This is a genomic window from Megasphaera sp. AM44-1BH (genome assembly GCF_003467125.1).
In the GTDB taxonomy this organism is placed as follows: Bacteria; Bacillota; Negativicutes; order Veillonellales; family Megasphaeraceae; genus Megasphaera.
The window spans coordinates 40691-64035 of record NZ_QSFA01000005.1; the positions used below are offsets into that span (position 1 = coordinate 40691).

19 protein-coding genes are annotated in these 23345 nt (G+C 53.5%); all 19 read left to right on the forward strand.

Annotation, left to right across the window (positions count from 1 at the left end; genetic code table 11):
- The first annotated feature begins 43 nt into the window (after window positions 1-43).
- Window positions 44-1357, forward strand: coding sequence for a YgeY family selenium metabolism-linked hydrolase (locus DW949_RS05270; protein ID WP_199595766.1), 1314 nt, complete (start codon window positions 44-46; stop codon window positions 1355-1357).
- Between the two features lie 58 nt (window positions 1358-1415).
- Window positions 1416-2612, forward strand: a complete 1197-nt coding sequence (ygeW, locus tag DW949_RS05275; RefSeq protein WP_118022200.1) for a knotted carbamoyltransferase YgeW — start codon at window positions 1416-1418, stop codon at window positions 2610-2612.
- A gap of 189 nt (window positions 2613-2801) precedes the next feature.
- Window positions 2802-3752 (forward strand): carbamate kinase, encoded by a 951-nt coding sequence (gene arcC, locus DW949_RS05280; RefSeq protein WP_118022201.1) that lies wholly within the window; start codon window positions 2802-2804, stop codon window positions 3750-3752.
- 12 nt (window positions 3753-3764) lie between these two features.
- Entirely contained in the window at window positions 3765-5099 is a 1335-nt protein-coding gene (locus tag DW949_RS05285) for a uracil-xanthine permease family protein (RefSeq protein WP_118022202.1), read from the forward strand.
- 113 nt (window positions 5100-5212) lie between these two features.
- On the forward strand, window positions 5213-5983 hold the full coding sequence (locus tag DW949_RS05290) for a formate/nitrite transporter family protein (protein WP_118022203.1): 771 nt from the start codon (window positions 5213-5215) through the stop codon (window positions 5981-5983).
- Between the two features lie 262 nt (window positions 5984-6245).
- Window positions 6246-7577 (forward strand): putative aminohydrolase SsnA, encoded by a 1332-nt coding sequence (ssnA, locus tag DW949_RS05295; protein ID WP_118022204.1) that lies wholly within the window; start codon window positions 6246-6248, stop codon window positions 7575-7577.
- A 19-nt stretch (window positions 7578-7596) separates the two neighbouring features.
- Window positions 7597-10107, forward strand: a complete 2511-nt coding sequence (gene ygfK / locus DW949_RS05300) for a putative selenate reductase subunit YgfK (RefSeq protein ID WP_118022205.1) — start codon at window positions 7597-7599, stop codon at window positions 10105-10107.
- An 85-nt stretch (window positions 10108-10192) separates the two neighbouring features.
- Window positions 10193-11677, forward strand: coding sequence for an NCS1 family nucleobase:cation symporter-1 (locus DW949_RS05305; RefSeq protein ID WP_118022206.1), 1485 nt, complete (start codon window positions 10193-10195; stop codon window positions 11675-11677).
- A complete protein-coding gene (hydA, locus tag DW949_RS05310) occupies window positions 11650-13050 on the forward strand; it encodes a dihydropyrimidinase (protein WP_118022207.1) in 1401 nt (466 codons plus the stop codon). Before DW949_RS05305 ends, hydA begins: the two co-directional genes overlap by 28 nt.
- A 189-nt stretch (window positions 13051-13239) precedes the next feature.
- Window positions 13240-15939, forward strand: a complete 2700-nt coding sequence (xdh, locus tag DW949_RS05315) for a selenium-dependent xanthine dehydrogenase (protein WP_118022208.1) — start codon at window positions 13240-13242, stop codon at window positions 15937-15939.
- 138 nt (window positions 15940-16077) lie between these two features.
- Window positions 16078-16473, forward strand: a complete 396-nt coding sequence (locus tag DW949_RS05320) for a winged helix-turn-helix domain-containing protein (protein ID WP_118022209.1) — start codon at window positions 16078-16080, stop codon at window positions 16471-16473.
- Complete coding sequence (yqeB, locus tag DW949_RS05325; RefSeq protein ID WP_118022210.1) at window positions 16460-17314, forward strand: selenium-dependent molybdenum cofactor biosynthesis protein YqeB; 855 nt, start codon at window positions 16460-16462, stop codon at window positions 17312-17314. The genes DW949_RS05320 and yqeB overlap by 14 nt, the downstream gene beginning before the upstream one ends.
- On the forward strand, window positions 17311-18330 hold the full coding sequence (locus tag DW949_RS05330) for a molybdopterin-binding protein (protein ID WP_118022211.1): 1020 nt from the start codon (window positions 17311-17313) through the stop codon (window positions 18328-18330). Before yqeB ends, DW949_RS05330 begins: the two co-directional genes overlap by 4 nt.
- A gap of 9 nt (window positions 18331-18339) precedes the next feature.
- Entirely contained in the window at window positions 18340-18837 is a 498-nt protein-coding gene (gene moaC / locus DW949_RS05335) for a cyclic pyranopterin monophosphate synthase MoaC (protein WP_118022212.1), read from the forward strand.
- Entirely contained in the window at window positions 18830-19798 is a 969-nt protein-coding gene (gene moaA, locus DW949_RS05340; RefSeq protein ID WP_118022213.1) for a GTP 3',8-cyclase MoaA, read from the forward strand. Before moaC ends, moaA begins: the two co-directional genes overlap by 8 nt.
- Window position 19799: 1 nt before the next feature.
- Complete coding sequence (locus tag DW949_RS05345; protein WP_118022214.1) at window positions 19800-20735, forward strand: MOSC domain-containing protein; 936 nt, start codon at window positions 19800-19802, stop codon at window positions 20733-20735.
- Between the two features lie 35 nt (window positions 20736-20770).
- The gene (gene modA / locus DW949_RS05350; protein ID WP_118022215.1) at window positions 20771-21613 is read left to right on the forward strand and encodes a molybdate ABC transporter substrate-binding protein; all 843 of its coding nucleotides are present in this window, start codon (window positions 20771-20773) and stop codon (window positions 21611-21613) included.
- A gap of 9 nt (window positions 21614-21622) precedes the next feature.
- Entirely contained in the window at window positions 21623-22279 is a 657-nt protein-coding gene (gene modB, locus DW949_RS05355) for a molybdate ABC transporter permease subunit (RefSeq protein WP_233539500.1), read from the forward strand.
- A gap of 15 nt (window positions 22280-22294) precedes the next feature.
- Complete coding sequence (locus DW949_RS05360) at window positions 22295-23335, forward strand: sulfate/molybdate ABC transporter ATP-binding protein (protein ID WP_118022217.1); 1041 nt, start codon at window positions 22295-22297, stop codon at window positions 23333-23335.
- Window positions 23336-23345 lie beyond the last annotated feature (10 nt).

Sequence of the window (23345 nt, forward strand, 5' to 3'; positions counted from 1 at the left end):
GAGTATATAAATTTTCATGAAAAGGAGCAGTACAACAATGGCACTGGATTACAGCAAAATCAAAGAAGCCGCAAAAGGCTACGAAAAAAACATGACAAAATTCTTACGGGAAATCGTACAGTATCCCGGCGAAAGCTGCGATGAAAAGGCCCATATCGACCGCATCGCACAGGAAATGCGGGCTCTCGATTTCGATAAAGTTGAAATCGATCCCATGGGCAATGTCCTGGGTTACATGGGCAGTGGCAAGACGCTCATCGCGTTCGATGCCCATATCGATACCGTAGGCATTGGCAATAAGGATAACTGGGAATTTGACCCTTATAAAGGTTTTGAAACGGAAACGGAAATCGGCGGCCGCGGTACATCCGACCAGTGCGGTGGCATCGTATCGGCTGTCTATGGTGCCCGTATCATGAAAGACCTGGGACTCTTGTCCGATAAATATACGGTCCTGGTTACCGGTACGGTCCAGGAAGAAGATTGCGATGGTCTTTGCTGGCAGTATATCATCAAAGAAGACGGCGTCCGTCCGGAATTCGTCGTATCTACGGAACCGACCGATGGCGGCATTTACCGCGGCCAGCGGGGCCGTATGGAAATCCGCGTCGATGTTCAGGGCGTGTCCTGCCATGGCAGTGCTCCCGAACGCGGTGACAATGCTATCTATAAAATGGCTGATATCCTTCAGGACGTACGGGCTCTCAACGAAAATGACGCTGCCGATGACACAGAAATCAAAGGCCTGGTCAAAATGCTCGACAAGAAATACAATCCCGAATACGAAGAAGCCAATTTCCTCGGCCGCGGCACCATTACGTGCTCCCAGATTTTCTACACGTCCCCAAGCCGCTGTGCCGTTGCTGACTCCTGTGCCGTATCGCTGGACCGCCGCATGACGGCTGGTGAAACATGGCAGAGCTGCCTCGATGAAATCCGGGCACTGCCCAGCGTCAAAAAATATGGTGACGATGTCAAAGTCAGCATGTACGAATATTCCCGTCCGAGCTATACGGGACTGACCTATCCGATTGAATGCTATTTCCCGACCTGGGTCATTCCCAAAGATCATAAGGTGACAAAGGCCATGGAAGAAGCTTATACGAACCTCTTCGGCGATACCCGTATCGGATCGGCCGAAACAGAAGCAGAACGGAAAGCCCGTCCGCTGACTGATAAATGGACGTTCTCGACCAATGGCGTCACTATTATGGGGCGTAATGGTATTCCTGTCATCGGATTTGGTCCTGGGGCAGAAGCACAGGCTCATGCTCCCAATGAAAAAACGTGGAAACAGGATCTCGTCACCTGTGCTGCTCTCTATGCAGCTCTTCCCACGGTCTACACGAAAGACTGATTGATGTATACTATATAGTGTCCATTATGATAGCATTTGCCAAAAGGAGAGTATGATTATGGAAAAGAACTTGCAGTATTATTTGGATCAACTTAAAGCCCTTAATTTCAAGGATATGTATGAAAACGACTTTTTCCTCACCTGGGACAAGACCGATGACGAACTGAAAGCCGTCTGGATTCTCGCCGACGCACTCCGCTATATGCGTCAGCACAATATTTCTACCCGTGTATTCGAAAGCGGTCTGGGCATCTCTATTTTCCGCGATAACTCGACCCGTACCCGCTTCTCCTTCGCTTCGGCCTGCAACTTCCTTGGCCTGCAGGTGCAGGACCTCGATGAAAAGAAGAGCCAGATTGCCCATGGCGAAACGGTCCGTGAAACGGCTAATATGATTTCCTTCATGGCTGATGTCATCGGCATCCGCGACGATATGTATATCGGCAAAGGCCATGCGTATCAGGAAGAAGTCGTAAAATCCGTTACCCAGGGGTATAAAGACGGCATCCTCGAACAGAAACCGACACTGGTCAATCTTCAGTGCGATATCGACCATCCGACGCAGTGCATGGCAGATGCTGCCCATATCATCAATACCTTTGGCGGCATCCAGAATCTGAAAGGCAAGAAAATTGCTATGACCTGGGCTTATTCTCCGTCCTATGGCAAACCGCTCTCCGTACCGCAGGGTGTCATCGGCCTCATGACCCGTCTCGGCATGGATGTCGTCCTCGCTTATCCGGAAGGCTATGAAGTCATGCCGGAAGTAGAAGAAGTGGCTAAGAAAAATGCCCAGGCCTCCGGTGGTTCCTTCCGCGTAACCCACGATATGGCCGACGCATTCAAAGACGCCGATGTCGTATATCCCAAGAGCTGGGCTCCCTTTGCAGCCATGGAAAAACGGACGAAACTCTATGCAGACGGTGACCAGGCCGGCATCGATGCCCTGGAAAAAGAACTGTTGGCCCAGAATGCACAGCATAAAGACTGGTGCTGCACGGAAGATCTCATGAAGACGACCAAAGACGGAAAGGCCCTGTATCTCCACTGCCTGCCGGCCGATATCAACGGTGTCAGCTGCAAAGACGGGGAAGTAGAAGCGTCCGTATTTGACCGGTATCGTGATTCCCTCTACAAGGAAGCCAGCTACAAACCGTATATTATTGCCGCTATGATCATGCTTGCCAAATTCCAGAACCCTGTAGAAACACTGGAAGCTCTGGCTAAACGCAATGCTCCGAGAAAAATGAAATAAGCACATTCTATGCTTCGTAAGCCTGATAAGGTGCCGATCCATCCGGGACCGGCACCTTATCTGTCTTTTTAGTCCATCCTATTGGGCATCAGGCGTAAAGCGAAGTGTACAGGTTCCGCTTCAGGCCTGAGGCCCCATAGGGTCAGATGTGATGAGACATTGTATGTATATGAAAAAGGAAGGAACCATATGGAACAGAAAAAGAAACGGATTGTCATTGCTCTGGGCGGGAACGCCCTGGGTAATACACTTCCCGAACAGATGAAAGCCGTTAAGATTACGGCTAAAGCGATTGTCGATCTCATTGAAGAAAATTGTGAAGTCATCGTATCCCACGGAAATGGGCCGCAGGTAGGGATGATCAACAATGCCATGGCAGCTCTCAGCCGTGAAAATCCGGCCCAGCCGAATACGCCGCTGTCGGTCTGTGTCGCCATGAGCCAGGCCTATATCGGCTATGACCTGCAAAATGCCCTGCGGGAAGAACTACACAACCGGGGTATTAAAGATATTCCTGTGGCGACTATGGTAACCCAGGTGCGGGTCGATGAAACAGATCCGGCTTTCGATCATCCGTCCAAGCCAATCGGTCATTTTATGACCAAAGAACAGGCCGACTTTGCCGAGAAACATTATGGCTATATCATGAAAGAAGATGCCGGCCGCGGCTATCGTCGTGTCGTCGCTTCCCCGCAGCCACAGGAAATCATTGAAATCGGCGCTATCCGGACTCTCGTCGAATCGGGCCAGGTTGTCATCGCCTGTGGTGGCGGTGGTATTCCCGTCATGCGCCGGGGAAACCACCTGAAAGGCGCCAGCGCGGTCATCGACAAGGATTTTGCCAGTGAACTCATGGCAGAAAATCTCGATGCTGATTATCTGATTATCCTGACGGCTGTTGAAAAAGTGGCAATCCAATTTGGAAAGCCAGATGAACAATGGCTGGACGATATGACGACGACGGAGGCACAGCGGTATATACAGGAAGGTCAGTTTGCCCCGGGTTCTATGCTGCCCAAAGTACAGGCTGCTGTCCGTTTTGCCGAATCCAAACCGGGCCGTACGGCTCTCATCACTCTGCTGGAAAAGGCAAAAGACGGCATTCTTGGAAAAACAGGGACGCGTATCCATAAGGGATAAGGAGGCCGTACTATGACACCGGAAACGGATTCTAAAAAGCGGGCTCTTGCCTTATTCGAACTCAATGGCCGTCCGCTCTTCCGCGTCGCACTGCCTATTGCTCTGCAGCATGTTATCGCTATGATCGTAGGCTGCGTTACGCCGGCCATTATCATTGCTGGCGTGGCCCATTTGTCACCGGCGGACAGTGTCATCCTGATTCAGGCTTCTCTTATCGCGGCGGCCATTGGTACGGCGCTGCAGTTATTTCCTATCGGGCCGCGCAGCGGGATTCATCTGGGTGCGGGACTGCCTGTTATTTTCGGCGTCAGCTTTGCCTATGTGCCGAGTATGCAGGCTATTACAGAAGAATTCGGCATCGCCGCGATTTTTGGCGCCCAGGTCGTCGGTGGCCTTGTCGCTATCCTGGTGGGGCTCTGCATCCACCGGATCCGCCATTTCTTTCCGCCTCTCGTAGCAGGGACCGTTGTCTTTACAGTCGGGTTGTCACTATATCCAATTGCTATAAATTACATGGCCGGCGGTATCGGTCAGCCTACATACGGCCAGTGGCAGAACTGGGTCGTAGCTCTGTTCACGCTGGGGGTGGTCACGTTTTTCACCCACTTCGGCCGTGGCAGCCTGAAGCTGGCTTCAATCCTCGTCGGTATGGGAGCCGGGTATGTCCTGGCCCTGATATTGGGCATGGTGGATTTTACCAATGTGGCCAATGCCGGTTATTTTGAAGTACCGCGGATTATGCACTTCGGCATTGAATTTGATGTGTCGGCCATTGTGGCTATTGCCATTTTATTTGTCATCAATTCCATCCAGGCTATCGGCGATTTTTCGGCTACTACGTCAGGGGCTATGAACCGCCTGCCGGAAACACAGGAACTGCATGGCGCTCTGCTGGGCCTTGGGGCGACGAATATCCTGGGGGCGTTCTTTGGCTTCCTGCCTACGTCTACCTACGGTCAGAACGTCGGTATCGTCACGACGACACGGGTCATAAACCGCCACGTCCTGGGCATGGCAGCTATCATCATTCTCATTGCCGGCATTTTCCCGAAGTTTTCGGCTCTTCTGACGACCATCCCCTATGCGGTCCTCGGCGGGGCGACGGTATCTGTATTTGCGTCTATTGCCATGACCGGTATCAAACTGGCTCTTTCGGAAGGAACCAGTCCGCGCAACACGGCTATCATCGGCCTGGCTGTAGCTATGGGCATGGGCCTTTCGGCAGCACCGGCGACACTGGCTCTGTTCCCGGCCTGGGTAACGACAATCTTTGGCAAGGCACCTGTCGTAGCGGCGTCTCTCATTGCTATTACGCTGAATCTCCTCATACCTAAAGAAATCAAATAAGAAAAGACAAAGTGTCCCGTTATGGCTCCGGCCGTGAAGGGGCACTTTTTAACCGTGTAAACTGATGCGGTTATGGTATAATAAAACTATCTTGACAGGGTGAAGGTGATATAGTGTTTCAGGAAACCTATGACGCTTCGGCCAGGAGTGCCGCAGCTAAAGTCCGGTTTTTAAAAGACAATCCTATAGGATACGTCATGGCCTCTCTTCTGGGAGGTGCCTATCTGGGGGTTGGCATCCTTCTGACCTATACGATCAGTGGATTTCTGGGAGACTGGCCGGCACGGCATATCATCATGGGTGCCTCATTCGGCGTCGCCCTGAGCCTGGTCATCATCTGCGGAGCGGAAATGTTTACGGGAAATGCCTTCGTTCTGTACAATGGCCTGCGGCGTAAACTGATTTCTGTCAGAGATGTCCTGTGTCTCTGGGCCGTCTGCTATGGCGGAAACTGGCTGGGAGCGGTTATATTATCGCTGCTGTTTTATGGTGCCGGCTATGACACGGGTACGACGGCAGAGGCGATAACGGAAGCGGCGGCCATGAAAATGAGTCTGCCGCCGCTGGAACTCTTTTTCCGGGGCATTCTCTGCAATATCCTCGTCTGCCTGGCCATCTGGAGCAGTTTCCGCTGCCATTCCGATGCAGGTAAATTGATCATGACGTTCTGGTGTCTGTACGTCTTTTATACGCTGGGATTTGAGCATTGTATTGCCAACATGACCGTCATGACACTGGCGATACTGCTGCCGGCTGCACCGGGCATTACTCTGGCCGGATACGGGTATAATCTGCTCTGGGTGACACTGGGCAATATAGCCGGGGCGGTTTTCTTCCTGTCTATTCCCTATGGATGGGCTGCCTATGGCAGGAAACATCTATAATATAATCATACGGCACTGCCGCCGGAACACTATTCCGTACAGGCAGTGTTTTTTTTATGTCCTGAATGCATAGTAAAAAAATAGTCATACCGATTGCTAAATAAAAATTAGTTATCCTAAAAAACATTTGACACACATACAGATAAAATGCTAATATGTTTTTAGATACAGAAACGGCAAAAACACTATTAACAAAATGCATATACTGTGTATCGTCAGAACGGATTACTGCTCCGGCAGCAGGAAAAACGGAGGATAGAATATGTTACTTCTTGGAAATGGTACGGTTGTGACGCGTACGAAAGAACAGAACTGGATACCTGATGGAGCGGTAGCAATGGACCGGGGCGTAATCTGCGCTGTCGGGCCGTTGCGGCATCTCAGGCAGAAATATAAAGATGCCACCTTTATTGATGCCCGTGGCGGGCTGATCATGCCGGCGTTTATTAACGCCCATGAACATATTTATAGTGCCATGGCCCGCGGCCTTGCCATCAATGGATACGCTCCCCGGGGGTTCCTCGACATTCTCGATGGCCTCTGGTGGAACATCGACCGTCATCTGACCAATGACCTTACCTGGCTGAGCGCCGTAGAAACCTATATAGAATGCATCAAAAACGGCGTGACGACGATTTTCGACCACCACGCCAGTTATGGTGAAATCAAAGACAGCCTGTTCACTATTGGCGACGCCGCCCAAAAGATGGGCGTCCGCTCCTGCCTGTGTTATGAAATTTCAGACCGGGACGGCAAGGATAAAGCAAAAGAAGCGGTACTGGAAAATGAAGCCTGGATCCGTCATACCCAGCAGGACACGACGGATATGCTCGCCGGCATGATGGGTATGCATGCCCAGTTCACAATCAGCGATGAAACGATGGAACTGGCGGCCTGTCATAAACCATCCGGGGCAGGGTATCACATTCATGTGGCAGAAGGCATCGAAGATCTGCATGACTGCCTGAAAAAATACGGCAAACGGATCGTAGACCGGCTCTATGACTGGGATGTACTGGGACCGCATACGCTGCTGGGTCATTGTATTTACATCAATCCCCATGAAATGGACCTGTTGAAATATACGGATACGATGGTCGTGCACAATCCTGAATCTAATATGGGCAATGCCTGCGGCTGCCCGCCTGCACTGGAACTGGTGCACCGGGGCATTGTGACCGGCCTGGGGACCGATGGCTATACGCATGACATGATCGAATCGTATAAAGCGGCCAATGTCCTGCACAAACACCATCTTTGTGATGCCAATGCCGCCTGGACCGAAGTGCCGCAAATGCTTTTTGAAAACAACGCAGAAATTGCGGCCCGTTATTTCCGCAGACCTCTGGGTGTACTAAAAGAAGGAGCGGCTGCCGATGCCATCGTCGTCGATTATATACCGCCTACTCCGCTTACGGCAGACAATATCAACAGCCACATCCTGTTCGGAATGAACGGCCGTAATGTCGTGACGACCATCGCTGACGGCAGAGTCCTTATGAAAGACCGGGAACTTCTCGTATGTGATGAACAGGAAATGATGGAAAAAATCCGCACCGGGGCAGCAGAACTGGCCCGGCGGATCAATGGATGACAGAGAAAGGAGAAAGACGATGAGCGACAGAATGTATTCACTGCCCTTCGAACATCTCATGAAATGGCTTCTGGGAGAGCGTCATGGTAAAACCGTGTACGGTGTACATCACTTATATAAGGCCGACCCGTCCCGTACATACACGATATTTGGAAGAAAACTGGAAACGCCCTTTGGACCGGCTGCCGGGCCACACACACAACTGGCCCAGAATATCGCCGCAGCCTATGCGGCAGGCGCCCGTTTCTTTGAACTCAAGACTGTGCAGACTCTCGATGGGGAAGACCTGCCGGTAGCCAAACCGTGCATCCATGCCGATGATGAATGTTATAACGTCGAATGGTCTACGGAGCTGACTGTTTCCAAGGCCTTTGAAGAATACGTCAAGGCCTGGTTCCTCCTCCATGTCCTGGCCAAAGAGTACGGCCTCGGTGCCATGGATGGATTCCAGTTCAATATGTCTGTCGGATATAATCTGGAAGGCATCAGCAGTCCTAAAATCGATGGGTTCATTGAGGGATTGAAGGATGCATCCCGGACGGACATCTTCCGGGAATGCCGGGACTGGCTCCTGGGCCATACGGACTTGTTCCAGCACCTGACAGAAGAAGACATACGGGCCATCCCGGGAACTATCTGCAATTCCGTGACCGTTTCTACCATGCACGGCTGTCCGCCGGAAGAAATCGAACGGATTGCGACGTATCTCCTGACAGAAAAGCATCTCAATACCTTTGTCAAATGCAATCCGACTCTCCTGGGATATGATTTCGTCCGGAAGACCATCGATGAGCTGGGATATAGCCACATGGCTTTTACGGACCGTCATTTCAAGGATGACCTGGCTTATGATGATGCCGTACCGATGCTGCAGCGCCTGCAGAAACTGGGAGAAGATACAGGACTCCTGTTCGGCGTCAAGCTGACCAATACCTTCCCTGTGGACATCAAAAACGAAGAGCTTCCGGGCGAGGAAATGTACATGTCGGGCAAACCCCTGTTCTTCCTTTCCATGAATGTAGCGAAAAAACTGACAGAGGACTTTTCCGGCAGCCTGCGTATTTCCTACAGTGGCGGTGCCGATGTCTTTAATATAAGAGACATTGTACAAACCGGCATCTGGCCCGTTACGGTGGCTACAACCCTGTTAAAACCTGGTGGCTATGAACGGCTGTACCAGCTGGCCGGCGTGTTTTGCGGGGACGGGGCTTCATCTTTCCAACGTGTCGATGGAGAAAAAATCGGGAATCTTCTGAACCGTGCCTGCGGCGATGCGTATTATGCACCGCTTCCACGGATACGGCAGGAACGCAAAAATGACAGGGCACTACCGGTCATAGACTGCTTTATGGCTCCCTGCAGTGATACCTGTCCCATTCATCAGGATATCCCGGCGTATATGACGCTTGTCAGGGAGGGTAAATACAAGGAAGCATTGGAAATCATTCTGGAAAAAAATCCCCTGCCTTTTATCACCGGTACAATCTGCTACCATATGTGCATGAACAGCTGTACCCGCAATTTCTATGAAAGTCCTGTAGAAATCCGGCGCAATAAGCTCATCGCAGCAGAAAAGGGATACGATGCCGTCATAGCAGAACTCATGCCGCCAGAAGGATGCGGGAAGAAGGCGGCCATTATTGGCGCCGGCCCGGCCGGTTTGTCTGCCGCCTATTTCCTGGCCCGCGGTGGTGTCGATGTCACTGTGTTTGAAAAGAACGATGTGGCCGGCGGTATGGTCCGTTCCTTCCTGTGCGACAAAAAAGGGCAGATTACGGCTGATGCCATCGGCAAGGACATTTCCCTGATTGAAAAAATGGGCGTCCGTATCGAAACGGGCCGTGATATCAGCCGGGCCGATAAACTGGCTGGTTTCGATTATGTGCTGGCAGCCTGTGGTGTCAAGGGGCTCATGGGCGGTGCCAAACCGGCAGATATTCCGGGACTGATCGTCATCGGGGACGGTCACTATGGAAAGACGACGTCTGTCGTAGAATGTATTGCCGATGGAAAACGGGCAGCTGAAGCCATCCTGAACATGCCGGTCAGTGTCGATACGGAACTGGCAGCGGATGAAGAAGTCGTCTATTCCCAGCGCGGTCAGCTCATCATGGCTCCTGAAGCAGGGTGTGACCGACGCTGTCTGCAGTGCGATGCTGTCTGTGAAGTCTGCACCGAAGTCTGTCCCAACCGGGCCAATATGGCCGTACCGGTGCCGGGACTCCTGCACCGGCAGATTATCCATCTCGATGCCCTCTGCAATGAATGCGGGAACTGCCGGTCGTTCTGTCCCTGGCAGGGCGCACCGTATAAAGACAAACTGACTGTATTCCGTACCGGGGCCGATATGGATGACAGCACGAACCCGGGAATACTCCTGGTACAGCCTGAGACCGGCCGTTTCCGCGTCCGCATGGATGGGATGATGACAGAGTACACCGTGGGCGGATCGGAACCGTCTCTTTTAGAAGAACCGGTCCGGAAACTGATTGATACCCTGTTCAAGGATTATTCATATGTGTTATGGTGAGAAGGGAGGCCCTCTTTGCTTTTTCTCTAATTACGATGTATTATATATGCATATAAAGTGTATATATTTTCGGAGGTGATTTTTTATGAGTCCCTATCAGGAAGAAAAAGATGGCATCGTCAGCCTGACCGATGCCGGAGTGAAAGAAATTCAGGCTCACAAAAATTTTTACAGCGATGCGACGAAACCCATTCCCCGGGAAAAGCGGGACTGGCATACGAAGGATATGGCCAATCTCTGGATCGGTATTATCGTATCCGTTGCCGTTTACCAGGTAGCCAGCGGCCTCCTCGTGGCCGGCATGACCTGGTATGAAGCGCTGATTACTATCGTCCTGGGTCATACGCTGGTCATGGCCGTCGCCATGATTATCGGTCACTATGGCGTCAAATACGGCATGAACTACGCCATGCTGGGCAAGGCCATTTTTGGCCAGAATGGATTGTGCGTGCCGGCTATCATCCGTGGCATCCTCGGCATTTTCTGGTTCGGTGTCCAGGCATGGATCGGCGGCCAGGCTACGAGCATTATTATTTCTACTGTTTTTCCTGCCTGGGGCGACCTGGGATTTCCGGGACTCTTTATCTCCTTTCTCATCTTCTGGGCACTCAACGTCTACATTGCCGCTTCGGGCAATAAAGCCGTTAAAATCCTGGAAGGCATCTCTGCCCCGGCCCTTATTGCCATGAGCCTTATCGTCATCGTCTGGGGATTATCGACAGCGGGCTGGAGCCTCGATACGCTGCTCAGTGCCCAGGTCGTACAGGCCCGCGGCGATACGGACTTCTGGACCTTGTTCTGGCCGGCCCTTTCCGCTATGATCGCATTCGATGGTGGCATTGCTCTGTCTATGCCCGATTTTACGAGAAGCTGCGTCAATCAGAGAGCCCAGATCGTAGGCCAGATTATCAGCGCTCCTGTCATGACCGGGTACATCGCCTTTGTCGGTATCTGCGGTACGGCAGGTGCCTGGCTGGCTTTTGGCAAAGAAATCTGGGAACCGGCTGTCCTCGTCGGCTGCTTCCCCAGCCCGGTAATCCGCCTCATTTTTTCCCTGTTCATTATTATGGCTATCCTTACGACCAACGTTGCCGGCAACCTGATTCCGCCGGTCAACATCGTTGCCTCCTACGTGAAAGGACGGTTCAGCTACCGGAAAGTGGCTATTTTCGTCGCCTTCCTGTCCCTGTTTGCCCAGCCGTGGAATTCTCTTTCCAGTGCGTATCACCTGATTTTTGATGTCACCCAGCTCCTGGGCGCTCTTATCGGGCCTATTTCCGGCATCTACATTGCGGCCTATCTCTTTGAATACCATACGGAACTGAGCATCGTCGATGCCTATATTGAAGGACCGGGCAAATATTTCTATTCCAATGGATGGAATGTGCGGGCCATTGCCATCATGCTCATCTTTACTATTATTATCTTTGCCGGTAAATGGGTACCTGCCCTGAGCCCGCTCTTTAATAATGCCTATGTATTTGGTACACTCGGCGCTTGTATTACCTACGCCCTGGTTTGCAAGTTGGGAGGTAATTCATCATGCAATACGTCATCAAAAACGGAATAATTTGTCTCGAAGGACAGCACGTCAAGACCGATTTAAAAATCAATGACGGCATCATAGAAGAACTGGGAAAAGGTATCTATCACGGTTCTGAAGAAGTCATCGATGCCGACGGGATGTATGTCTGCCCTGGCGGTATCGACCCTCATACGCACATGGACCTGCAGCAGTCGCCGAAATACCGGGCCTGCGATACCTTCTATACGGGCGGCGTTGCTGCTGCCTGCGGAGGTACGACGACGATTATCGATCACATGGCCTTTGGCCCTGTAGGATGTTCGCTTCATCATCAGTTCGGCGTCTATCAGAAACTGGCAGCAGACTGCCCGGTAGATTACAGCTTCCATGGCGTATTCCAGCACGTCGATGCCGATATACTCAGTGAACTTGGAGATATTATCGACGAAGGCTTTCCCAGCTTCAAGGCCTATACGACATATGGATTTCCCATTACGGAACCCCAGCTCATGCCCATCCTGAAAGTAATGAAAGAACACCACGGCCTGCTCACGGTCCACGCGGAAAATGATACCATTACCAATACGCTGCGCCGGGAACTGCAGCCTGATGAATTGCTGCCTATCGGGCAGGCTCTGACGCGTCCCAATATTGCCGAAGCGGAAAGTGTCAACATGCTTCTTTCCGTAGCCCGCGCCGATGGGGATGCGCCGGTCTATGTGGTCCATCTTTCCGCTCACGAAAGTCTGGATCAGGTACGGCTGGCCCGCAGGGAAGGGCAGAAGAATATCTATGTCGAAACGTGCCCCCAGTACCTGCTCCTGACAGAAGATAAATTCCGCGATGGCGGACCGGAAGAAGCCATCAAATACATGATGGCGCCGCCACTGCGCAAGAAAGAAGATAACGAGGCAATCTGGCAGGGGCTGCGCGACGGATCGGTTCAGGTCATTGCCACGGATCACTGCCCCTTTACGGAAAAGGAAAAACTGGAAAATGTTGCTGATTTCCGGAATTGCCCGGGCGGTGTCTCCGGCGTGGAAGAACGGATGCCGCTTGTATTCAGCGAAGGGGTCCTGAAAGGACGGATTTCACTGGAACAATTCGTACAGACTACCAGTACCAATGCGGCGAAAATTTTTGGACTCTATCCGAAAAAAGGAACCCTTCTGCCGGGCAGCGATGCCGACGTCATCCTCATCAACCCGTCGAAGAAGCGCACCTTCAGCCACGATAATCTGCATACGACCTGTGGATATTCCCCCTATAACGGCATGACAACAGACTGCACTATCGATCTGGTCATGCTGCGCGGCAAAATCATTGCCAGAGATAATACCTTTACCGGTCAGAAAGGCTATGGAACCCTGCTGCACCGCAAACGCACCGTTGCCTATGAAGATATCGTCAGGGTATAATATAGGAAAGATTGACAGCGTATGAGACACGGGCTGTGTCACACTAAAAAATAGAAAATACAAACTTCATATTCGTATGTTCCTGTCTGGTATTTTCCCCCGCCCAAAGCTGGTTTGCCGGTTTTGGGCGAAATGGCAGCCATGACAGACATATCACTGAAAGCCCGTCAGGGCGGAAAGAGGACTGTTATGGATAGGACATGTAAATTGTGGATCAACAATCGGGAAATGGAAGTTGATCCGGAACGCAAACTAATGGATATTCTGCGCAATGATCTGCGGCTGAAGTCGGTAAAAGACGGCTGTAGCGAAGGCGCCTGTGGTACGTGTACCGTCGTCATCGATGGAAAAGCGACGAAGACCTGCGTGCAGAAAGCAGGCCGTCTGGCAGGCAGACATATTCTGACCGTCGAAGGCTTGTCACAGCGTGAAAAGGACGTATTCGTCTATGCCTTCGGAGAAGCCGGGGCCGTGCAGTGCGGCTTCTGTATTCCCGGTATGGTCATGTGCGGCAAAGCGCTCATTGATGCCAATCCACGGCCGAACCGGGTAGAGATAGCCGCGGCCATCCGCAATAATATCTGCCGCTGCACCGGTTACAAGAAAATTATCGACGCCATCTCCCTGGCAGCGGATATGCTGGATAAGGGAACGCCTGTACCGGAAGAAGCCGAATATCCTCAGGTAGGTTCGGCCTGCCACCGCATTGACGTCAAAGGGAAAGTACTGGGAACCGGACAATATGTAGACGATCTTGATGAGGTTGATCTGCCGGGCATGTGTTATGGCAGTGCCGTGCGCAGCAAGTATCCCCGGGCCATCGTCAGGGCTATCCATACGGAAAAGGCAAAGGCCCTGCCCGGCGTGGTCTGTGTCCTGACGGCTGATGATATTCCCGGTTCTGTCAAAGTCGGGCATCTCAAGACCGACTGGGATACTCTCATCGGTGTCGGCAGGACGACTCATTTTCTGGGAGATGCCATTGTACTGGTTGCGGCGGAAACGCCGGACATCCTGGCAGAAGCCAAGAAGCTCGTGGAAATCGAATATGAAGAACTGCCACCGGTGACGTCGGCAGCCGAAGCCCTGGCAGAAGGGGCTCCGCTGGTCCACCCGTCCCACGGGTCCAACGTCCTCGTCCATGAACATCTCGTGCGCGGCGATGCCGATGCAGTCATAGCCGCCTCGAAATATAAAGTGACACGCCATTATGAAACGCCGTGGACGGAACATGCCTTCCTGGAACCGGAATGTGCCGTAGCCATGCCTTTCGATGATGGAGTATATATCTATTCGACCGATCAGAGCCCCTATGATACGCGGCGGGAAACGGCTCTCCTTCTGGGACTGCCCCAGGAAAAAGTCATCGTCGAAAATAAACTCGTCGGCGGCGGCTTCGGCGGAAAGGAAGATGTGACGGTCCAGCATCTGGCAGCGCTCATTGCCTATAAGACGAAGCGGATCGTCAAATGTAAACTGACCCGGCAGGAAAGTATCCTCATCCATCCCAAGCGCCATCAGTTCAGCATGGACCTGACGACGGCCTGTGATGAACAGGGCATACTGACGGCTATGAAGCTCGTAGCCGTGACCGATAACGGTGCCTATGCCTCTCTGGGCGGTCCCGTGCTTCAGCGGGCCTGTACCCATGCAGCCGGTCCCTATAACTATCAGATCATCGATATCGATGGGACGGCCGTGTATACCAATAATCCGCCGGCAGGTGCGTTCCGCGGATTTGGCGTGACCCAGACGATTTTTGCGACAGAACGGAATCTGGATCTTTTGGCGGAAATGGTGGGGATCGATCCCTGGGAAATCCGCTACCGCAATGCCATCCGGCCCGGACAGGTACTGCCGAACGGGCAGATTGCCGATCCGGCGACGGGGCTGGCAGAGACGCTGGAAGCCGTAAAGGATACGTATTATCACAGCGGTCCCTATGTGGGCATCGCCTGTGCCCTCAAAAATGCCGGCGTCGGCGTGGGACTGCCTGATTATGGCCGCTGCCGCCTCGTCGTGGAAGGTGGTACGATCCATATCCATGCCGGTGCCTCCTGCATCGGCCAGGGCGTCGGCACGGTCCTGACGCAGATCGTGTCCCAGGCGGCAGGTGCTCCTGTCAGCCATATCCGCTGGCATAATCCCAGCACGGCTACGGCTCCCGATGCGGGCACGACTTCCGGTTCGCGGCAGACGACTCTTACGGGAGAAGCGGGCCGGCGGGCTGCTAAGGCTTTGCGCCGGGCCCTGTTTGCCCGGAAGGGACTGGTCTATGTATCGAGCAGTACGCCCAGTGCCTATCTGGAAGATGTCATGGTCGAAGAAGAATCGCCGGAAACGGCAGCCGTACGCTTTACGGCAGAAGACCTGGCATTACTGGACGGGACCGAATACTATGGCGAATACTACGGTAAAACCGATGCCATGGGGACGTCCGGCAAGGAACATCCCGTTTCTCATGTCGCCTACGGATATGCTACTCACGTATGTATCCTCAATGAAGATGGCACAATCAAAAAGATGGTGGCCTGTCATGACGTAGGAAAAGTCGTCAATCCCAGAAGTCTGGAAGGGCAGATTGAAGGCGGTACCATCATGGGTTGCGGCTATGCCCTGACCGAACAGTATCCTCTCGATCACGGCAGGCCGACGGCTAAATACGGTACGCTGGGATTATTCCGGGCCGATAAGGCACCGGATGTAATTGCCATTCCACTGGAAAAGAAAGGCGTAGACGTATCATACGGGGCTATCGGCGTCGGTGAAATCACATCTATCCCGACGGCGCCTGCCGTAGCAGGAGCGTACTATCGCTGGAATGGCGAATTCCAGACGGAAATTCCGCTGAAAGGGACGCCGTATGCCAGAAAACAGGTAAAAAAATAAGCAGATCGTACCTTTTCAGACGGGGGTTACATGGATTATAATTAAGAAAATAAAAAGAAACCGGCCGGAACGAAGCCGGTTTTCTTTTCCCTGGCGTTATTCGCACACAAATATATCGCCTGAAAGGAGCAGACCGTCATGAACAGAAAGAAAGATAAGGTACTGCAGTGCAAGGTCACAGTCCGTATGATGACCGATGAAAAAGCCTTTGGACCCGGTGTAGCCGAATTGCTTTCCGGCGTGCAGCGCACGGGGTCGCTGCAGGGGGCTGCCCAGGCCATGCACATGTCTTACAGCAAAGCCTGGACGGTCGTGCGGGCGGCGGAACAGATCTGGGGATTTCCCCTGACGGAACGACAGGCCGGAGGCAGTCATGGCGGACACAGCCGGCTGACGAAGGCTGCGGAAATTCTTCTCCAGCGATATGAAAAACTGGAAGAAAAGGTAAACGAAACAGCAAAAAGGGAGTTTGAACTGTCGTTCAACCCCAGTGAAATTGCCAAATTAAAGGAGTTAGGTCATGAAACAACATAATTGCATTATCGTCCGCGGTGGTGGCGACCTGGCGACCGGCGTCATACAAGCCGTATGGCGGGCCGGATTTCCCGTATTGTCTCTGGAAACGGCCGCTCCCTCGGCCATCCGCCGTCAGGTGGCTTTGTCCGAGGCCGTGTATGACGGATGCTGCACGGTGGAAGATATGACGGCTGTCTGCTGCCATACCTATGAGGACGTGCAGCAGACCTGGAAAGAAAACAGGATTCCCGTCATGGTCGATCCGGAAGGACAGGCCATTGCCGATCTTAAGCCTGCTGTCGTCGTCGATGCAATCCTGGCCAAACGGAATCTGGGCACGGAGCGCAACATGGCACCCTGTGTCATCGGACTCGGTCCGGGATTTACGGCTGGTGGTGATACAGATTACGTCATTGAAACGAAGCGGGGACATAATCTGGGCCGGATTATCACCGATGGCATGGCGGCTGCCGATACGGGCATTCCCGGCATCATTGCCGGATACGGAAAAGAACGGGTGATGCATAGTCCGGCTGCGGGGTATCTGTACGGGCTGGTACGGATCGGCGATATGGTGGAAAAGGGCGACCCTCTGGCCGTCATCACCAGCACACCACAAAATGCTGTTTCTGTCCATACGGAAGGAACGCTGCTGCGGGCCAGCCTGACCGGTCTGGTACGGGGCCTTATACGGGATGGATATCGTGTCCCCACCGGATATAAAGTAGCCGATATCGACCCTCGAAAAGAAGAATTCAAAAATTGTTTTACTATTTCCGATAAAGCCCGTTGCCTGGGCGGGGCCGTGCTGACGGCTGTCCTGATGGACCAGAAGAAAAAAGGAGTGCAGGAACGATGAAAAAAATGCGTACTGTCGATGCTGTCGGGCAGGTACTCTGCCATGATATTACACAGATTATCCGCGGCGTGAGCAAGGGCCCGGTATTCCGCAAGGGCCATATCATACAGCCTGAAGATATTCCCGTCCTGCTTTCTGTGGGAAAAGAACAGATTTATATCTGGGAAAATAATGAACACATGCTTCATGAAAATGATGCAGCGGTCATCCTGCGGGATATCTGTCAGGGCAGTCATATTGCTGCCGGCGAACCCAAAGAAGGAAAAATTGAACTGACGGCAGATTGCGACGGCCTGTTTCTCGTCGATACGCAGGGACTGTACCGGGTCAATGCCCTGGGACAGATGATGATTGCCACACGGCACGGCGGATTCGCCGTCAAGAAGGGAGACCGTCTGGCCGGGACGCGGATCATCCCCCTGGTCATTGAAAAAGAAAAGATGGAAGCGGCAAAACAGGCCGCCGGCCCCAGACCGCTATTGCAGGTCGTTCCTTTCCGGAAAATTCGTTATGGCGTCGTGACGACAGGCAGTGAAGTATTCCACGGCCGTATCAAAGACACGTTTACCGATGTCATCGTTTCCAAAATGGCAGAATTCGGAGCTGTGATGGAAGCCCATGAGATCCTTGACGATGATCCGGCGGCGATTACACAGGCTATCCAGGGCATGCTGGAACAGCAGCTGGATATGGTGCTTTGTACAGGCGGCATGAGTGTCGATCCTGACGACCAGACGCCGCTGGCCATTAAAAACACGGGCGCCCGTATCGTTTCCTATGGGGCGCCGGTCCTGCCCGGGGCCATGTTTCTCCTGTCTTATATGCCGGACGGACGGCCTGTCATAGGACTGCCGGGATGTGTCATGTATGCCCGCCGGACCATATTTGACCTCGTCCTGCCCTCCCTCATTGCCGGCGTCCCCGTTACGGCGGATCAGCTGGCGTCTCTGGGCGAAGGCGGATACTGCCTGAACTGCCCGGTCTGTACCTTCCCGAACTGCGGATTTGGCAAATAGGAGGAACTGATGGAACATTTTTCTCATATGGATGAAGCGGGCAATGCCCGCATGGTGGACGTTGGCCAGAAAGAGATAACGTCCAGAGAAGCCGTGGCTGCGGGGCGGATTTATATGAGCGATACCTGTTTTTCCATGGTACAGGACGGGACGATGAAAAAAGGCGACGTACTCACAGTGGCTCAGATAGCTGGCATCATGGGGGCAAAAAAAACGAGCGATCTCATTCCCCTGTGTCATATCTTGGCGTTGACCAAGTGTGCCGTGACTTTTTCCCTCATACCGGAGGAACGCGCCATCGAAGCCCGGTGCCTGGTCCGCTGCCAGGGCCGGACGGGCGTCGAAATGGAAGCGCTTACCGGCGTCTCTATTGCGCTTCTTACGGTATATGATATGTGCAAAGCCGTAGATAAGGGCATGCACATCGAACAGGTGCACCTGATAGAAAAGAAGGGCGGCAAAAGCGGTCATTTTATCTATGGAACAGGAGAGACCCATCATGCGTGATACCTGGGGCCGTACCATTGACTATCTGCGCATTTCGCTGACAGACCGCTGCAATCTGCACTGCCGTTATTGCATGCCTTCTGATGTGCCGTCTGTCAGCCACGATGATATCCTGCGCTATGAAGAAATACTGGAAATCTGTGAAGCCGCCGTGTCGCTGGGAATCAACCGCTTCAAAGTGACCGGGGGAGAACCGCTCGTGCGCAAGGGCGCCCTTTCCTTTATATCCCGGCTCACGTCGCTTCCGGGAGTCCGTGATGTGACGCTGACCACTAACGGACAGCTCCTTCAGGATGCGCTTCCTGCTCTTATGCAGGCCGGGGTAAGCAGTATCAATATCAGTCTGGATACGCTCTTGGCCAGTCAGTATGCGGCTCTGACCGGCGGGGGACGGCTCGACACTGTCCTGTCTGCTGTCCGGCAGGCTCTGACGCTGCCAATCCGGATAAAACTGAACGCTGTACTTCTGGAAGAAACGGCATCACAGATCCTGCCTCTGGCAATGCTGGCCCGTGACTGGCCGCTGGATGTGCGGTTTATTGAACTCATGCCTATTGGCTGCGGCCGGCAGATGAAAGGAATTGCTACCGGTGAGGCCCTTTCCCGGCTGAAACAGGTCTGGCCCGATCTGACCCCGTGCCAACGCCATGGCAACGGACCGGCCGTCTATTACGGCAGTGCATCCCTTACGGGGAATATTGGCTTTATCGGGGCCAATACACACCGGTTCTGTCATAGCTGCAACAGGCTGCGCCTTACCAGCACGGGAATACTGAAGCCCTGTCTGTGCTATGAACAGGGCGTATCTGTAAAAGACATCATCAGAGGCGGCCGTACAGACCGTCAGGAGCGGCTGCGGCAGGCCGTGGCCAGAGCCGTACTGGCAAAGCCGGAACAACACCAGTTTGCTGATGCAGACCGGATTACAGAACATAAAACGATGAATCAGATTGGAGGATAATATGGGACGCATAGAAGCCATATGTATCAGTACAGCCCGGGGGACGCAGAAACGGCCTGTCGGGTCGGCAGAATTCGTTGCTGACTGGGGCATCCGCGGCGATGCCCATGGCGGTCACTGGCACCGTCAGGTCAGTCTGCTTTCAGCAGACCGGATCGACGCATTCCGTGCCCGCGGGGCCCAGGTAGAGAATGGGGCCTTCGGGGAGAACCTCGTCGTCCGCGGATTTGACTTTTCTACCTTTCCAGTAGGGACACTGTTTAAAAGTGGTGATGTCCTGCTGGAACTGACCCAGATAGGCAAGGAATGTCATCAGCACTGCGCCATTTATCAGGCCGTAGGGGACTGCATCATGCCCAGGGAAGGCGTGTTTGCCCGGGTCATACGCGGCGGCATCGCGCGGACTGGCGACGAACTGGTCCTGGCAGAACGCCGGGAGCGGCGTCCGTATCAGGCGGCGGTCATTACCCTGTCCGATAAGGGGAGTCAGGGAAAACGCCAGGATACGAGCGGACCGGCTATTGCAGCCAGACTGAAGGATTCAGGGTATGATGTCGTGGAAACGCTGCTCCTCCCCGATGAGGCGGCAGCACTCCGGCAGCAGCTCTGCCGGCTGGCAGACCAGCGTCAGGTGGACCTCATCGTGACGACGGGCGGTACGGGATTTTCTCCCCGGGACATCACGCCTGAAGCGACGATGGCAGTTGCTGACCGGATAGCACCGGGCATTGCCGAAGCCATGCGGGCGGCCTCTCTCAGGATAACGCCGCGGGCTATGCTGTCCCGGGCGGTCAGCGTCATACGCAAAGGAACGTTGATCATCAACCTGCCGGGCAGTGAGAAAGCCTGTCAGGAATGCATGGATGTCTTTCTGGATACGATTCCCCACGGCCTCGATCTGCTGCGCGGCGAAAGCGGGGATTGTGCCCGGAAATAACAATATATCAATCGTTAATAAAGGTGCTGATGTACATGATATGGAAAAAAGTAATGGCAGCGATTATGGCGGGAACATTGGTGTTTGCCCTGGCCGGATGTGGATCCGGGCAGAAGGAAACGGCATCGGGAGGAAAAGACAAGGTCCATCTTACTGTATTTGCTGCGGCGAGCATGACAGAAACGATGAACCAGATTGCCAAAGCATACGAGAAGGAACATCCCAACGTAGAAATTTCTTTCAATTTCGATTCATCCGGTACGCTGAAAACGCAGATCCAGAACGGGGCTGAATGTGATTTATTCATCTCTGCTGCCCAGAAGCAGATGAACCAGCTCGATGGCTCCCAGGATAAAAAAGCCAATCCCGACGGCCTCGATTTCGTCAAGAGCGACAGCCGGGTCAATCTTCTGGAAAACAAAGTCGTCCTGGTCACACCGGAAGGAAATCCCGGAGGCATTCAGAATTTCAATGACATGGCTGCCAAATTGAAAGCCGGCTCTATCCGTCTGGTCATGGGCAACAGCGATGTGCCCGTCGGCCAGTATACGCAGAAAATCCTGAAATTCTATGGTCTCGATGAAAACGCGATTGCCAGTGCCGGCCACATCACCTATGGCTCCAATGTCAAGGAAGTGACGACCCAGGTCAAGGAAGGCAGCGCCGACTGCGGCATCATTTATGCGACCGATGCCTTTAGTGCCCAGCTGAAGCCCGTCGATGAAGCGACGAAAGATATGTGCGGCCAGGTCATTTATCCGGCTGCTGTCATGAAAAACAGCCAGCATCAGCAGGAAGCTCAGGCCTTCCTGGATTATCTGAAAGGCGATGCGGCCATGCAGGTCTTCAAGAGTGTCGGCTTCAGCCCCGTATCGTAAGGAAGGGATATGATGGATTGGTATCCTCTGTGGAACAGCCTGCGCATCGCCGGGATTTCCTGCGTCCTCGTCTTTTTCAGTGGCATCTGCCTGGCCTATTACGTGGCCCGTCTGCCCCGTGTCTTAAAGGGAATCCTCGATGTCGTCCTCACGCTGCCCCTGGTCCTTCCTCCGACGGTATGCGGCTGGCTGCTCCTCCTCGTCTTCGGCCTGAAACATCCCGTCGGCATGTTCCTCAATGATATGGGCATCCGCTTTGTCATGACCTGGTATGGCGGCGTCCTCGCTTCGGCAGTGGTGGCGTTCCCGCTCATGTACCGTACGGCCCGCGGGGCCTTTGAAAGTTTTGATGAAACACTGGCCTGGAGTGGCCGGACACTGGGCTTGTCCGACACGTATATTTTCTGGCATATCCGCATGCCCTGCTGCCGTCAGGGTATCATTGCCGGTACGGTGCTGGCCTTTGCCAGAGCGCTGGGGGAATATGGGGCGACGACCATGCTTATCGGATATATCCCGCACAATACGGCAACGATTTCTACGACGGTCTATCAGCTCTGGCGTATCAACGATGAATACCATGCGTTCATCTGGGTCCTCATCAATATCGCCATCAGCGCGGTCGTGCTGCTCACCATCAATATATATGAAAAAAAGAAGCCGTGAAAGGAGAAGTCCCGTATGAGCCTGTCTGTCCATATAGAAAAGAAGCTGGGCGCCTTTACGCTGTCCGTCCACTTAGAGACAAATGGCGGCGTCCTCGGCATCCTGGGCGCCTCCGGCAGCGGCAAGAGCAAGACCCTGCAGTGCATTGCCGGTATCGAGACGCCCGATGCCGGACGGATCGTACTAAATGACCGCGTGTTGTTCGATTCCCGTTCCCGCACCGATGTGAGCGTCCAGAACCGTCATATAGGATATTTGTTCCAGAATTATGCCCTGTTTCCCCACATGACGGTAGCGGAAAATATATCTTGCGGTATCCGCCACATCAGGGATAAACGAAAGCGGCGGCAACGGGTCGGTGATATGATTGAACGGATGCATCTGACCGGTCTTGCGGACCAGCGGCCGGGGCAGCTTTCAGGTGGACAGCAGCAGCGGACGGCTCTGGCGCGCTGCCTCATCAACGAACCGGATATCCTCCTTCTCGATGAACCGTTCAGCGCCCTCGATACGTGGCTCAAAGAGCAGCTCCTGGCCGATTTAAAGCAGCTTCTGACGTACTACGACAAAGATGTCCTGCTCGTCACCCATAACCGGGATGAGGCCTATCAGTTGTGCCAGCATATAGTCGTTCTGGAAGACGGGCACGTCGATTCAGCCGGGACGGTGCAGGACATCTTTTCTGCACCGCCTACGAGGGCGGCAGCTGTCCTGACGGGATGCCGGAATATGGCGCCGGCCCGCCTTATGGGCGGTGACGTATTCGTGCCGGACTGGAATCTCCGCTTTCACCCGGACCGGCCAGCTCCGCCGGACCTGTGTGCCGTAGCTATACGGGAACAGTCCTTTGTGCCGGCATGTGAAGACAATGGCCGGGCCGTTCTGATAGAGACGGTCCTGGAGCGGCCCTTTTCCTGGCTGGTGCAATTCCGCTACCGGGGACAGGCGGCAGAATCGCCGTCTCTCTGGTGGCAGGTGGATAAAAATGGACAGAGGCCGCCACAGGCAGCGTTTCTTTCCGTATCCTCCCGTGATATCCTGCTTCTGCATACCTAAAGAAAGGAAC